The sequence below is a fragment of the Natrinema sp. H-ect1 genome, from assembly GCF_041821105.1.
Taxonomy (GTDB): domain Archaea; phylum Halobacteriota; class Halobacteria; order Halobacteriales; family Natrialbaceae; genus Natrinema; species Natrinema thermotolerans.
This window is the reverse complement of record NZ_JBGUBA010000019.1, coordinates 1-12177: the sequence shown is the minus strand read 5'-3', so window position 1 is coordinate 12177 and position 12177 is coordinate 1. Positions and strand designations below refer to the sequence as shown.

12 protein-coding genes are annotated in these 12177 nt (G+C 66.3%); 8 read left to right on the top strand and 4 right to left on the bottom strand.

The genetic code is table 11. The features are described from left to right. Nucleotides 1-91 precede the first annotated feature (91 nt). From ACERIM_RS19005 to ACERIM_RS18995, 3 genes are read left to right on the top strand one after another with little or no spacing between them, the layout of a single operon-like run. On the top strand, nucleotides 92-1297 hold the full coding sequence (locus ACERIM_RS19005; RefSeq protein ID WP_006650394.1) for an acyl-CoA dehydrogenase family protein: 1206 nt from the start codon (nucleotides 92-94) through the stop codon (nucleotides 1295-1297). Nucleotides 1298-1323: 26 nt separating this feature from the next. Beyond that, entirely contained in the window at nucleotides 1324-1902 is a 579-nt protein-coding gene (locus ACERIM_RS19000; RefSeq protein ID WP_373633792.1) for a MaoC family dehydratase, read from the top strand. Continuing rightward, complete coding sequence (locus ACERIM_RS18995) at nucleotides 1903-3081, top strand: CaiB/BaiF CoA transferase family protein (RefSeq protein ID WP_373633791.1); 1179 nt, start codon at nucleotides 1903-1905, stop codon at nucleotides 3079-3081. 3 nt (nucleotides 3082-3084) lie between these two features. Here ACERIM_RS18995 and ACERIM_RS18990 read toward each other — a convergent pair whose 3' ends face one another. Further along, nucleotides 3085-3468, bottom strand: coding sequence for a MaoC/PaaZ C-terminal domain-containing protein (locus ACERIM_RS18990; protein ID WP_373633790.1), 384 nt, complete (start codon nucleotides 3466-3468; stop codon nucleotides 3085-3087). 163 nt (nucleotides 3469-3631) lie between these two features. On the opposite strand from ACERIM_RS18990, the gene ACERIM_RS18985 reads away from it, so the two are divergent. Together ACERIM_RS18985 and ACERIM_RS18980 are read left to right on the top strand one after the other, a co-directional pair. Further along, nucleotides 3632-4990, top strand: coding sequence for an MmgE/PrpD family protein (locus ACERIM_RS18985; RefSeq protein WP_373633789.1), 1359 nt, complete (start codon nucleotides 3632-3634; stop codon nucleotides 4988-4990). Nucleotides 4991-5065: 75 nt separating this feature from the next. Then, the gene (locus ACERIM_RS18980; protein WP_373633788.1) at nucleotides 5066-6136 is read left to right on the top strand and encodes a quinone-dependent dihydroorotate dehydrogenase; all 1071 of its coding nucleotides are present in this window, start codon (nucleotides 5066-5068) and stop codon (nucleotides 6134-6136) included. A gap of 7 nt (nucleotides 6137-6143) precedes the next feature. On the opposite strand, the gene ACERIM_RS18975 is transcribed toward ACERIM_RS18980, so the two are convergent. The 3 genes from ACERIM_RS18975 to ACERIM_RS18965 all read right to left on the bottom strand — a co-directional run bounded on the left by ACERIM_RS18975 (nucleotide 6144) and on the right by ACERIM_RS18965 (nucleotide 8136). Continuing rightward, nucleotides 6144-6383 (bottom strand): hypothetical protein, encoded by a 240-nt coding sequence (locus tag ACERIM_RS18975; protein ID WP_049966371.1) that lies wholly within the window; start codon nucleotides 6381-6383, stop codon nucleotides 6144-6146. 135 nt (nucleotides 6384-6518) lie between these two features. Continuing rightward, nucleotides 6519-7889, bottom strand: coding sequence for an allantoinase AllB (gene allB / locus ACERIM_RS18970; RefSeq protein WP_373633787.1), 1371 nt, complete (start codon nucleotides 7887-7889; stop codon nucleotides 6519-6521). A gap of 76 nt (nucleotides 7890-7965) precedes the next feature. Then, entirely contained in the window at nucleotides 7966-8136 is a 171-nt protein-coding gene (locus tag ACERIM_RS18965) for a hypothetical protein (RefSeq protein ID WP_373633786.1), read from the bottom strand. A gap of 211 nt (nucleotides 8137-8347) precedes the next feature. Between ACERIM_RS18965 and ACERIM_RS18960 the strand changes: the two genes are divergently transcribed. The 3 genes from ACERIM_RS18960 to ACERIM_RS18950 form a co-directional block, all read left to right on the top strand. After that, nucleotides 8348-9322 (top strand): NAD-dependent epimerase/dehydratase family protein, encoded by a 975-nt coding sequence (locus ACERIM_RS18960; protein WP_373633785.1) that lies wholly within the window; start codon nucleotides 8348-8350, stop codon nucleotides 9320-9322. 478 nt (nucleotides 9323-9800) lie between these two features. Then, the gene (locus tag ACERIM_RS18955; RefSeq protein WP_006650384.1) at nucleotides 9801-10295 is read left to right on the top strand and encodes a hypothetical protein; all 495 of its coding nucleotides are present in this window, start codon (nucleotides 9801-9803) and stop codon (nucleotides 10293-10295) included. 155 nt (nucleotides 10296-10450) lie between these two features. Next, a partial coding sequence (locus ACERIM_RS18950; protein WP_373633784.1) for a hypothetical protein occupies nucleotides 10451-12177 on the top strand: 1727 nt, incomplete at its 3' end.

The window sequence follows — 12177 nt, the reverse complement described above, 5'->3', positions numbered from 1 at the left end:
AGGAACAGATGCGGCCGTTACGGTCGGCGAGTGTGTCTCCGAGCCACGGTATCACATAACGTTTTTCTTCCGACCGAGAGATCATCCCCCAATGGCCCGACTCCTCAGCGACGCGGTGGCACTGACGGAACGCCAGCAGTTGGTTCGGTCCAACATCCGGGAGATCTGCGCGGACTTCGACCGCGAGTACTGGCGTCGGCGGGCCGACGAGGGGGCATACCCCAAGGAGTTCGTCGACGCGCTGGCGGATCATGGGTGGATGGGGATCCTGCTCCCCGAGGAGTACGGGGGTGCCGGGATGGGCACTCGAGAGACGGTCGTCATGATGGAGGAGATCGCCGCCAACGGGGGCGGCTTCAGCGCCGCACAGGCGGTCCACGGCGGCGTGTACAACTCCGTGCCGATCGTCGAATACGCCAGCGAGGAGATCAAAGACGATCTCCTCCCCGACGTCGCGGCCGGTGAGACATCGATCCAGGCGTTCGGCCTCACGGAGCCCAACGCCGGCTCGGACTCGACGGCGATCGAGACGCGCGCGGAAAAAGACGGTGACCAATACGTCATCAACGGCCAGAAGATCTGGACCTCCCGCGTCGACGTCTCCGACTACATCGTCCTCGTCGCGCGGACGACGCCCCGCGCTGACGTCGACAAGCGCACCCGCGGCATCTCGATGTTTCTCGTCGACCTCGCGGACGCCCACGAGCAGGGCGCGCTCGAGATGGAGCCGATCCCCAAATCCGCGAGCGACTTCGTCCACTCGTTCGAACTCTGGTTCGACGACCTGCGAGTCCCGGAATCGAACCTGATCGGCGTCGAGGGCGACGGGTTCTATCAGGTGCTTGATGGCCTCAACGAGGAGCGACTCGTCATCGCCGCCGAGTGTATCGGGCTGGGCCGGCTGGCGCTCGAGCGGGCCGTCGAGTACGCCACCGACCGCGAGGTGTTCGACCGCCCGATCGGCTCGAATCAGGCGATCCAGCACCCGCTGGCGGAGGCCTACGCGCGACTGCAGGCGGCGAAGCAACTGACCTACAACGCGGCCGACCGGGCGGCCTCGGACGAGGAGGTGGATCTGGGCGCGTACGCGAACGCGGCGAAGTTCCTCGCGGCCGACGCGGCCTACGAGGCGGCCGACGCGGCGGTCCAGACCCACGGCGGGTTCGGCATCGCCACGGAGTACGACGTCGAGCGCTACTTCCGCGAGGCCCGACTGACCCGGCTGGTGCCGATCACCCAGCAGCTCGCACTGAACTACATCGGCGAGAACGTCCTGGGGCTGCCTCGCTCGTACTGATCGACGACTGCTCGCTACCCAAAACAATGACCGACGACAGCGACACCGACGACGCGGACGAATCGACCGACAAACGCCTCGTCGAGGGCTGGCACGGCCGCTACTACGAGGACTTCGCGGTCGGCGACATCTACAAGCACCCCTTCGGCCGGACCGTCACCGAGACGGACAACGTCTGGCTGACCAACGTGACGATGAACGCCAACCCGATGCACTTCAACGAGGCCTACGCCCGAGAGACGGAGTTCGGCGAGCGCCTCGTCAACGGGCTCGTCGTCATCGCGACGGCCGTCGGGATGAGCGTCGTCGACGTCTCGGTCAACGCGACGGCCAATCTCGGCTACGACGACGTCCGCCACCACAACCCCGTCTTCCACGGCGACACCATCTTCGCCGAGAGCGAGGTCCGCTCGAAGCGCGAACTCGAGTCCCGCGACCACGTCGGCATCGTCGAGACCGAACTCCGGGCGTACAACCAGCACGACGACCTCGTCCTCTCGCTCGAGCGGACCCCGATGGTGCTGAAACGGGAACACGCCGAGCCCTCCGCGGCGGAGCCGCCGGGCTGGCCCGAAGGAATCGGCACGCAGCCGGAGGAGCTGTAGATGCTCGCGCTCGAGGACGTCACGGTCGTCAGTCTGGAGAGCGGGATCAGCGCGCCGCTGTGTACCCGGATGCTGGGCGACTTCGGCGCGGAGGTGATCAAGGTCGAGCGCCCGGGCGTCGGCGACGTCAACCGCCACTGGGACACGGCCGTCTACGGCGACTCGTCGGCCCACGTCTGGGTCGACCGGAACAAGCTCAGTGTCGAGTTGAACCTGAAAGCCGACGAGGGCCGCGCGGTCTTTCACGAACTGGCCGCCGAGGCCGACGTGATCGTCCAGAACTACTCGCCGGGCGTGGTCGAACGGCTCGGCGTCGGCTACGAAGACGTCGCCGAGGATAACGACGACGTGATCTATCTCAACATCTCGGGCTACGGCCGCGACGGCCCCTACGAGGACCGCAAGGCCTACGATATGGTCATGCAGGGCGAGACCGGCCTCATTCCGATGAACGGCTCGCCCGACGCCCCGGCCAAGATCCCGCTGAGCATCTGTGACATCAACGCCGCGACCTACGGCACGATCTCGACGCTGCTCGCGCTCTTTCACCGCGAGCGCACCGGCGAGGGCCAGGAACTCGACGTCACGATGTTCGGCGGTATCCTCTCGTGGCTCGGCTACTTCCCCCACAAGTACTGGCACACCGACGAGATTCCCGAACGGATCGGGATGCGCCATCACCTGCTGACCCCCTACGGTCCCCACGAGACGGCCGACGATCGATCCGTCAACTTCGCCATCCTCAGCGAGGCCCACTGGGAACTGCTCTGTACGGACGTCCTCGAGCGCCCCGACCTGCTCGAGGACGAGCGATTCGCGACCAACGAGCAACGCGTCGAAAACCGCGAGACCCTCGAGCCGCTGATCGAGGACCTGATCGCCGACCACCCCCGCGATTACTGGGCCGAACGGCTGGCCGAGGCGGGCATCCCGTGGGGCGACGTCAACCGATTCGACGAGGTCCTCGAGCATCCACAGGCCGACCACCTCGATCTCGTCAAGGAGTTCGAGACCGAGGACGGCCCGGTCCCCTACGTCGACACCCCGATCGACTCGAGCGAACTCGAGTTCGCGGCCGAACCGATGCCCGACCTGGGCGAGGACACCGACGACGTCCTCGCGGCGCTGGGCTACTCGAGCGCGGAGATCGCGGAGTTGCGCGACGCGGACGTGATCTGAAACCTACGCCTTCTCGACGAGTCCCTCGAGGCTCGCGGTCAGGACGACCTCGCCGTCCTCGTTTTCGCAGACGACCTCCCCCTCGATGTCGTAGCGGTCGTCCCGTTCCGTGACGGCCGTGATCGTCAGCGTACAGGCGATCGTCTCGCCGGTGTAGACCGGCCGGACGAACTCGAAGGTCATCGTCCTGGCCAGCACCTCGAGGTCGCCGCCGATCTTGGTCGGCAGCGTCGCGGTCAGCAGGCCGTGGACCAGCAGTCGGCCGTCCGCGTCGGGCTCGGTGTGACGGGGTTGGGTGTCCTGTGAGAGGTCGGCGAACCGGCGGACGTCGTCGGTCGTAAACGCCCGTTCGAAGGAATGGCGGTCGCCTTCGGTCGGCTCGTGCATACGACTGTCCCGTGTGGCCACGATACTAAAACTGCCTGTGGACGCGGCGGTGCGTGCGAGACTCCGTCGCGGCGTCGCGTCGGGCCGGCCTCGAGGCGGCGACCGGTCAAAAACCCGACCGGCGGGGCCACGATTATGCCGCTGCCCGAGAGACGGATCCGACATGACGGACGCAGACGCAGGCGGGGTCGCGACCGACCTCGCGACGTTCGTGAGTTCGCTTGCCGCCGCCGACGTTCCCGAGGACGCGTTTCGACTCACCGAACGGGCGATCATCGACACCGTCGGCGTGACCCTCGCGGGCGCGGACGCCGAGGCCGGCAGTATCGCCGCGGCCACCGCAAGCGACGGCCACGGCGAGACGACGGTTCTCGGTCGCGACGACCGACTGCCGCTTTCCGCCGCCGTCTTCGTGAACGCGACCGCCGGCCACGCGCTCGACTTCGACGACGTCGCGCTGGCCGCGATGGACGGCCACCCCAGCGTACCGATGGTCGCCCCGCTGCTAGCGGTCGGCGAGCGCGAGGGCGCGAGCGGCCGGGACCTGCTGACGGCCTTCGTCGCCGGCTTCGAGACCCAACACTACCTCTCGGCTCCCATCAGCCCCGGACACTACGAGGGGGGCTGGCACGCCACCTCGACCATCGGCCTGTTCGGTGCCACGGCGGCGGTGGCGAACTTGCTCGATCTCTCGGCCGAACGGACCGCACACGCGCTCTCGATCGCCGCCTCGATGCCGGCCGGTCTGAAGCGCAACTTCGGCTCGACGACCAAGCCGGTCCACGCGGGCCAGGCCGCCCGCTCCGGGACGACCGCAGCCCTGCTCGCCGCCGAGGGCGCAACCGCTGATTCGACGGCGATCGACGGCGAGCGCGGCTTCTTCGACCTCTATCGCGGCGACGGCGAGCCCGACCTGGGGGCCCTGCCCGCCCTCGGCGACCGCTGGTCGATCCTCGAGGACGGCATCGACGTCAAGAAGTATCCGTGCTGTTACTACACCCACGCCGCCATCTACGCGGCGATCGGGCTCGCCGACGAGTACGACCTCGAGCCCGACGCGATCGACGACGTGACGGTGACGGCCTCGCAGGGGGCGGCCGACGCCCTGGCCCACGACGACCCCGAGACGGGGCTCGAGGCGAAGTTCTCGATGCCGTACCTGATCGGGCGCGCGATCGCCCGCCGGGACGTCGGACTCGCCGCCTTCGACGCGGCCAATATCGACGAGCCGGCGGTCCAGACCGTCCGCAGGCGGGTCACGTTGACCGTCGACGACGAGCTGGCCTACGACTCCAACGCCGCCCGCGTCGCGGTGACGACCCGCGGCGGCGAGACGTACGAACGCACCCGAGAGCGGCCGCCGGGCACCCACGACGACCCGCTCTCGATGGACGAACTGCGCGAGAAGTTCCGGATGTGTGCCGACCGCGCGCCGGTTGCGGTCGCCACCGACGATACGCTGGCAGCGCTTTCGGACCTGCGATCGGTCGCGGACGTGAGCGAAGTTCTCGAGTCGCTCTGATTGCGGACGGCCCCTCGAGCGACCGGGCGCGCCGCTTCGGGACGTTTACCTGTCGCCCGCCCCCACGTCCCGGCAATGACGCTGTACTCGCGGGTCCGCCCCCTCGCGTTCAAACTGCCGGCCGAGACGGCCCACGACCTGGGCAAATGGACGCTCCGGGCGGCCCAGTCGACGCGACCGACGCGGGCGGCGCTCTCGTATGCGTATCGGTACGACGATCCGGCCCTCGAGGTCGACCTGTTCGACGCCACGTTCCCGAACCCGGTCGGCGTCGCCGCCGGCTTCGACAAGAACGCCGAAGTGACCCACGCGCTCGCAGCGCTTGGCTTCGGTTTCGTCGAGATCGGGACCGTCACGCCGTATCCGCAGTCGGGCAACGACCGGCCCCGGCTCTTCCGCCTGCGCGAGGACCAGGGGATGATCAACCGGATGGGCTTCAACGGCCAGGGGATGGAACGGGTCAAATCGCGGCTCGAGGCAGACGGCACGCCCGGGATTCCGCTCGGCGTGAACGTCGGCAAAATGAACTCCTCGAGCGAGCGCGAGGCGATCGAGGACTACCGCCGGGTCTTCGACCGGCTCTCGCCCTTTGCCGACTACGTCGTGGTCAACGTCTCCTGTCCGAACACGCCCGAGGAGTTCGACGAGGGATCGCCCGAGCATCTGCGGGCGATCTTCGAGACCCTCGAGGAAGAAAACGACCGTGACGTGCCGATCCTGGTGAAGATCGGCCCCGACGAACCCGAGGAGTCGATCTTCGATCTCGTCGACATCGTACAGGAGTTCGGCCTCGACGGCATCGTCGCGACCAACACCTCGACGAGCCGCGAGGGACTCGAGTCGCCCCGGCAGGAGGAGTGGGGCGGGCTCAGCGGCAAGCCGATCACGGACCGCTCGACGGCCGTCATTCGGTCGCTCGCCGAGTACACCGACGGCGATCTGCCGATCGTCGGCGTCGGCGGCGTCGATTCCGCCGAGAGCGCCTACGAGAAGATCCGGGCCGGTGCCTCGCTGGTCCAGTTGTATACCGGGTTCGTCTATCAGGGCCCCTCGACCGCAAAGCGGATCAACCGCGGCCTGGCCGCGTTGCTCGAGCGTGATGGGTTCGCCTCGGTCGAGGACGCGGTCGGTGCGGACCTCGAGTAAGGGAGAGTCAGTCGGCGGGTTCGGGGTCGTCGATCGCGTCGTCGAGCCCGTGGAGTTCGGCCGGTCCGACGGCTTCGTCGGCCCGCGCTTCGTCGATTTCTCGGCGGTCGGAGCCCTCCCGTTGTGTCTCGACGACCGGCTCGGCGTCGCCGTCGGTCACGGAGAGATACAGCGACCGAAGCTGTTCCGTCTTGTCCGTACCTTCCGTTTCGTCGCCTGCGTCTGTCTGAGAGTCTGAATCGGTCATAGCGGGGTCCCTGTCGGCATCGGAAGGCCGAAACGGGAATATAAACAGGTTGCTACTTTCAGGCACTGAGAATTGTCACGGGAAACGGCCAATTCGACTTCGACGATCGTCGAGGGACAGAGGACGCCGCCTCACTCAGGTATCGACGTCGACACGGGTGCCGTACCCCGACTCACCGACGACGTCGCCGTCCTCGGCGACGATCTCGCCGCGGACGACCGTCGCGACCGCTTTCCCGGTGAAGGACTCGCCGATAAACGGCGTGACGCAGTTTTTGGAGTGGAGTTCGTCGGCGTCCTCGAGCGTCCATTCCCGGTCGGGATCGACGATCGTGAAGTCGGCGTCGGTGCCGACCTGCAGCGACCCCTTCCGGGGGTACATCCCCCAGATCTGAGCGGGCCGGGTCGAGTGGCGGCGGACCCACTCCTCCATCGTGAGTCGGCCCTGATCGACGAACGTGAGCATGACCGGGATTTCGGTCTCGAGGCCGACGAAGCCCGAGATCGCCTCCCACGTATTGCCGAACGGGTCGTCGACCTTCTTCTCCTCGGGGGTATGGGGCGCGTGGTCGGTGGCGATGGAGTCGATCGCGCCGTCGTCGATTCCGACCCGCCAGAGTTGCTCGCGTTCCGCGGCGTTTCGGATCGGCGGCTGGATGCGGGCCGGGTTGCCCTTCTCGCGCATCACTTCCTCGGTGAACCAGAGGTAGTGGGGCGTCGTCTCCGCGGTGACGTCGACGCCGCGCTCTTTGCCGCGGGCGACGGCTTCGGCGGCCGAGCCGGAGGAGACGTGGAACATGTGAATCTTCGCGCCGGTCTCCTCGGCGAAGGTAATCATCCGCTCGACGGCCTCGCGTTCGGCGATCACGGGCCGGGAGTGGGAGTGATCGATCGGCTCGTTTCGGCCCTCGGCCTGGAACTTCTCGGTGTAGTGGTCGATGATCTCGCCGTTCTCCTCGTGGAAGCCCAGGCGCTTGCCCGTCTCCCGGATCTTTGCCATCGCCTCTATGATCTCGCCGTCGTTCGGCGGCGGGACGTCCCCGACCGTCGAGCCGAGGAAGATCTTGAACCCGAGCGCGCCGGCCTCGTCGATGTCGGGGATGAGATCGAGGTTCTCCGACGTGACGACGGCGTAGCTCTGGAAGTCGACGTGGGCCGAGGCCTCGCCGCGCTCGAACTTCAACTCGAGGTGGTCGGGTCGGTCGATGACCGGGTCCGTATTGGGCATCCCGACGACGGTCGTCACGCCGCCGGCGGCCGCGGCCCGCGTCGCGGACTCCCAGTCTTCCTTGTACTCGAGGCCGGGCTCGCGGTTGTGGATGTGGCCGTCGACGATACCCGGCACGAGGACGTTGCCCTCGGCGTCGAGGACGCGGTCGGCGTCGGGGAGCCGGTCGCTTCGCCCGACGGCGACGATCTCTCCGTCCTCGACGGCGACGCCCGCGTCGGGCGTCCGCCCGGCGGGCGTGACGACGGTACAGTTGCGCACGACGAGATCGACGGTCATTGCCCGGGAGTTGCCGAGGGCGGCGCATATAGCTTCCCCAAACGGGTCGTCGAGTCGGAGCGACCGAGCGGTCGAGTTAGCGGTTTTCGTCCCGGGCGTCGTCGGGCAGTTCCTCGAGCGCCTGTTCGGCGTCCCGGCATCGCCTGTGCTGGGGCGAGACGATCGCCTCGCCCGACCCCGAAGAGCGCATCGAGGGGTCGTCGACGGCGATCCACTCACGGAGCCGCGACAGGGCAGTTCGGAGCATACCCGAACCGAGGTACCTGTTGGCCAAAAGTGTATCCCATCCGTCACCTCTTCTGCCGGAAACCGCGCTGTGTCTCCGCTCGAGTGCCGGCAGATCGTCCACGGAAACCATCGATCGGGTCCCGTAAGCACTGCCTTCCGCTCGAGCGGTCGCCGAATCGGCAGGGGTACGAGCGCGATACTAAACAGCGAGGATCCGGTCGCTTCAGGGGATGGACTCCCCAGCGATCCGCGACAGCACGGTACTCGTGACCGGCGGTGCCGGCTTCATCGGCAGCCACCTCGTCGACGCTCTGGTGCCACACAACGAGGTACGAGTCCTCGACGACTTCTCGACCGGCGATCCGGCCCACCTGCCCGACGACGCGACGGTGATCGTGGGCGACGTGGGGGATCCGATCGCCCTACAGGAGGCCGCCCGCGGCGTCGACGTCATCTTCCACCACGCCGCCGTCGTTAGCGTCAGCCAGAGCGTCGATAACCCCCGACAGAGCAACCGGACGAACCTCGAGGCCGGACTGCTGGTCTTAGAGCAGGCTCGCCAGGAGGACGCGCGGGTCGTCGTCGCCTCGAGCGCCGCGGTGTACGGCCACCCGGCGGAGTTGCCCGTCTCGGAGGCGGCACCGACCGATCCGACTTCTCCCTATGGCGTCCAGAAACTCGCGCTCGACGAGTACGCCCGCCTCTACGCGGAGCTGTACGACCTCCCGACCGTCGCCCTGCGGTACTTCAACGTCTACGGGCCGCGCCAGCGGGGCCCCTACAGCGGCGTCATTTCGACGTTCCTCGAGCAGGCCCGCGCCGACGAGCCGATTACGATCGAGGGCGACGGCCAGCAGAGCCGCGATTTCGTCCACGTCAGCGACGTCGTCCGCGCGAACCTGCGTGCGGCTGTAACCGACGCGGTCGGCGAGGCCTACAATATCGGCACGGGCGAGCGGACGACGATCCGGGAACTCGCCGAAACCGTTCGGGACGCCACCGGCTCGTCCTCGTCGATCGTCCACCGCGAGCCCCGTCCCGGCGACATCAGACACAGCGGTGCCGACACCACGAAAACAGCCCGCGAACTCGGGTTCGAGGCGCGAGTCGGCCTCGAGTCGGGGATCCGATCGCTGGTCGAACGCGATACGGGCGTCCCGACCCGCGGAGATCCCGAGAAGGCGGTCGAACTACCCGGCGAGTGACCCGGTGTTCGATAGCTCTCCCTGGCGATGCCATCGACGGGCCGCTCGCGGGAGAACGCGGCCGTCCGAACTGACCGATGTTGCGTCGTCTTGCCGGCGGTCTCGAGTGACTACCGACCGTGTTCGTTCCACGGAGAGTCACGCCAGTATCGGATTACCGTCTGAATCCGGAGCGAATCCGGGCTAACCGATCGAAACGTCCGGGCCGGTTTATTCCTCCCGTCGAGCAACGAGTGGCCATATCATGACTAGGGAGTGTCAACCGGAACCCGGCACCGACAGGACTGACGCCCGCCAGCCACCGGGAGAAGCCGATCACCGATGAGACGTCCGACCGGAACCGGTCGAACGCACGGACCGTTCGGTCGACATGAGAGACACCGACGCGACTAACAGCATATGGGTTATAAAAAACGACTTGTGAGACGGTCACGAGGGTATCGGACATGAACCATCGAAATACAGCATCTCGGGGGGCATGACTATCCGACGACGGGCATCCGCGGTCGTCGATGCGTTCGAATCGTCGACCAACGGGGCGGTTGCGACGACGGTCGGGTTCGGGTTCCGACCCGAGGTTTCGCGAGCCGCTGAACCGCTCCAACTAGAGGGAAACGCACACCTTGCGGCTCTCGTCGGGATGGTTGCACTCGCACTGCTCGGTGGCGTACTCGTCGCTCGGAACCGATACGACGGTCCAGAGACCGGTCACGAGACGGAGCCCGATCGGGAGGAGTTCGTCACCGACCGAGAGCGGGTCCGACAGTTGCTCCGGGACAATGGGGGTCGAATGAAGCAATCGAACATCGTCGACTCCGTCGACTGGTCGAAAGCGAAGGTCAGTCGGCTGCTCGCCGATCTCGAGGAGGACGGCCAGATCACGAAACTGCGCCTCGGTCGGGAGAACCTCGTCTGTCTTCCCGGACACGAACCGACCGCGTCGAAATCGCCCGAACAGGCCGGCGATGACTAGCGCGGCCACCGTTCCTATCAGCAATCGTTGATTTCGGAATCAGAACGAGAGACTGAATTCGCCACTGTTGGGCCGTAGTTTCCGATTTCTCAGCGTAATGGTTCTGCCGGTTTATCCGCCGAAGCCACGACGTGACGGATGCCATTACGGCAACCATGAACGCACGCAAACAGGTACTGGTCGTACTCACCGCGCTGATGGTAGTTTGCTCCGGCGGGGCGATGGTCACAGCAGCTTCGGGCTCTGGGGCCGTCGATTCGGGTGACACTGCCAGCGACGGCGAATACGACTCGGCGAACGAGACAGATGGCGACGAATCAACGACAGACGAGACAGTTGCCGACGAAGACGAGACGGCAGTCGGTGACGACGATGGAGAGATGGCGGACAACGAAACCGGCCTCGAGGAAGACGCGGCCGGCCAACAGTCCGCGTACGTGACGTTTGAAGACCAGGAGACCGACGGGCAGACGGTCGTGGTCGAGAACGTCACGCTCGCGAGCGGCGGCTTCGTGACGATCCACGACAGCAGCCTGCTGGTCGGAGACGTCTTCGAGAGCGTCATCGGCACCTCCGCGTATCTCGAGGCGGGAACGCACGAACAGATCGAAGTCACCCTCGACGAGCCGCTCGAGGAGGACGAGACCCTGATCGCGATGCCGCATCGGGATACGAACGACAACGAGGGATACGATTTCGTCGAGAGTGAGGGTGCGGCCGACGGGCCGTACCTCACGGCCGACGACGAGCCGGTGACCGACGACGCAGTGGTCTCCGTCGGCGCGGCCGACGAGGAGCCCGTTGCGGAGGAGCCGGCCGAAGAGGACAACGAAACGGTCGTTGACGAGGAGCCGGTCGAAGACGACAACGAAACAGTCGTTGACGAGGAGCCGGTCGAAGAGGATAACGAAACGATCGTTGACGAGGAACCAGCTGACGAAGACGAGGATGTCGTCGACGACGAACCGGCGATGGATGACGGGCTAACGATCAACGTCGTGATCGAACAGCTCACCGTCATCGTCAGCGAGAACGGTGACGACCTCGGGATGGACGGCGAGACGGACGCCGGAGACGAAGACGAGCAGGCCGACGACGGGGCGACCGTCGACGGAAACGAGACGGCCACTGACGACGGTGCAGTCGACAGCGACGACGGGATGGCTGACGATGAAACTGAAACGGACGACGAGACGACGGCGGACGCCGCCGGACTGCTCGGTAACGGCGATCTGTCCTTCGAGCAGGTGACGGTCACCGTAGACGTCGAGAACATCGAGATCCAGAGCGCTTCCGACGACCCCTCGCACGATGACGGAACCGGTGATGATCTCGACACCGAGACCAACGACACCGAAACCGACACCGACGACGCTGCAGACGGTGTCGATAACGGTGACGACGGGGCCGTCGAGGACGATGGTGACCAGCAGGGAGACCAGATCCAGGTGACCATCGAAGAGGCCACCGTATACGTCAACCTCGGCGACATGGACGAACAGCCCGTCGAGGAAGAACCGGTTGAGGACGAGGAACCGGTCGAAGAGGAACCGACCGAGGACAACGAAACCGACGACGACCTCGAGCCGATCGAGGACGAACCGGTCGATAACGAAACCGACGACAACGAAACTGACGACGGCCTCGAACCGATCGAGGACGAACCGACTGAGGACAACGAAACCGAGGACAACGAAACTGACGACGGCCTCGAGCCGATCGAGGACGAACCGACCGACAACGAAACCGAAGAGGAGCCGATAGACAACGAGACGGAACCGGCGGAGTCCTTCGAGGTCAGCAACCTCGATGCGCCCGCGAGCGCCGAAGTCGGTGAGACGATCACCGTGACGGCGACGATCGAGAACCCGAGCGACGAGGA

Excerpts from the sequence above, each read along its gene's own strand:
- ACERIM_RS19005 (WP_006650394.1), top strand. The coding sequence starts at position 92 with ATGGCCCGACTCCTCAGCGACGCGGTGGCACTGACGGAACGCCAGCAG.
- ACERIM_RS19000 (WP_373633792.1), top strand. The coding sequence starts at position 1,324 with ATGACCGACGACAGCGACACCGACGACGCGGACGAATCGACCGACAAA.
- ACERIM_RS18995 (WP_373633791.1), top strand. The coding sequence starts at position 1,903 with ATGCTCGCGCTCGAGGACGTCACGGTCGTCAGTCTGGAGAGCGGGATC.
- ACERIM_RS18990 (WP_373633790.1), bottom strand. The coding sequence starts at position 3,468 with ATGCACGAGCCGACCGAAGGCGACCGCCATTCCTTCGAACGGGCGTTT.
- ACERIM_RS18985 (WP_373633789.1), top strand. The coding sequence starts at position 3,632 with ATGACGGACGCAGACGCAGGCGGGGTCGCGACCGACCTCGCGACGTTC.
- ACERIM_RS18980 (WP_373633788.1), top strand. The coding sequence starts at position 5,066 with ATGACGCTGTACTCGCGGGTCCGCCCCCTCGCGTTCAAACTGCCGGCC.
- ACERIM_RS18975 (WP_049966371.1), bottom strand. The coding sequence starts at position 6,383 with ATGACCGATTCAGACTCTCAGACAGACGCAGGCGACGAAACGGAAGGT.
- allB (WP_373633787.1), bottom strand. The coding sequence starts at position 7,889 with ATGACCGTCGATCTCGTCGTGCGCAACTGTACCGTCGTCACGCCCGCC.
- ACERIM_RS18965 (WP_373633786.1), bottom strand. The coding sequence starts at position 8,136 with ATGCTCCGAACTGCCCTGTCGCGGCTCCGTGAGTGGATCGCCGTCGAC.
- ACERIM_RS18960 (WP_373633785.1), top strand. The coding sequence starts at position 8,348 with ATGGACTCCCCAGCGATCCGCGACAGCACGGTACTCGTGACCGGCGGT.
- ACERIM_RS18955 (WP_006650384.1), top strand. The coding sequence starts at position 9,801 with ATGACTATCCGACGACGGGCATCCGCGGTCGTCGATGCGTTCGAATCG.